A 235-nucleotide genomic window follows, 5' to 3' on the forward strand; every position below is an offset into this window, starting at 1 on the left:
TGGGTCTGGCTTCACTTCTGGTTTTTCCTCTGGTTTTGTTTCAGGTTTTGGATCTGGCTTCACCTCTGGTTTTTCTTCTGGTTTTGTTTCAGGTTTTGGGTCTGGCTTCACCTCTGGTTTTTCCTCTGGTTTTGTTTCAGGTTTTGGGTCTGGCTTCACTTCTGGTTTCTGTATTTTTTCAATTACATTAATAGAGTTATATAAAAATTGACTATACGCTTCACGTGTTACAAAC

1 pseudogene is annotated in these 235 nt (G+C 39.1%); it reads right to left on the reverse strand.

The features are described 5' to 3' along the window. Positions 1–235: pseudogene (locus MR167_RS33840) on the reverse strand (S-layer homology domain-containing protein); the annotation flags it as partial.

Source organism: Bacillus cereus group sp. BfR-BA-01355 (assembly GCF_022663675.1).
GTDB lineage: Bacteria > Bacillota > Bacilli > Bacillales > Bacillaceae_G > Bacillus_A > Bacillus_A thuringiensis_S.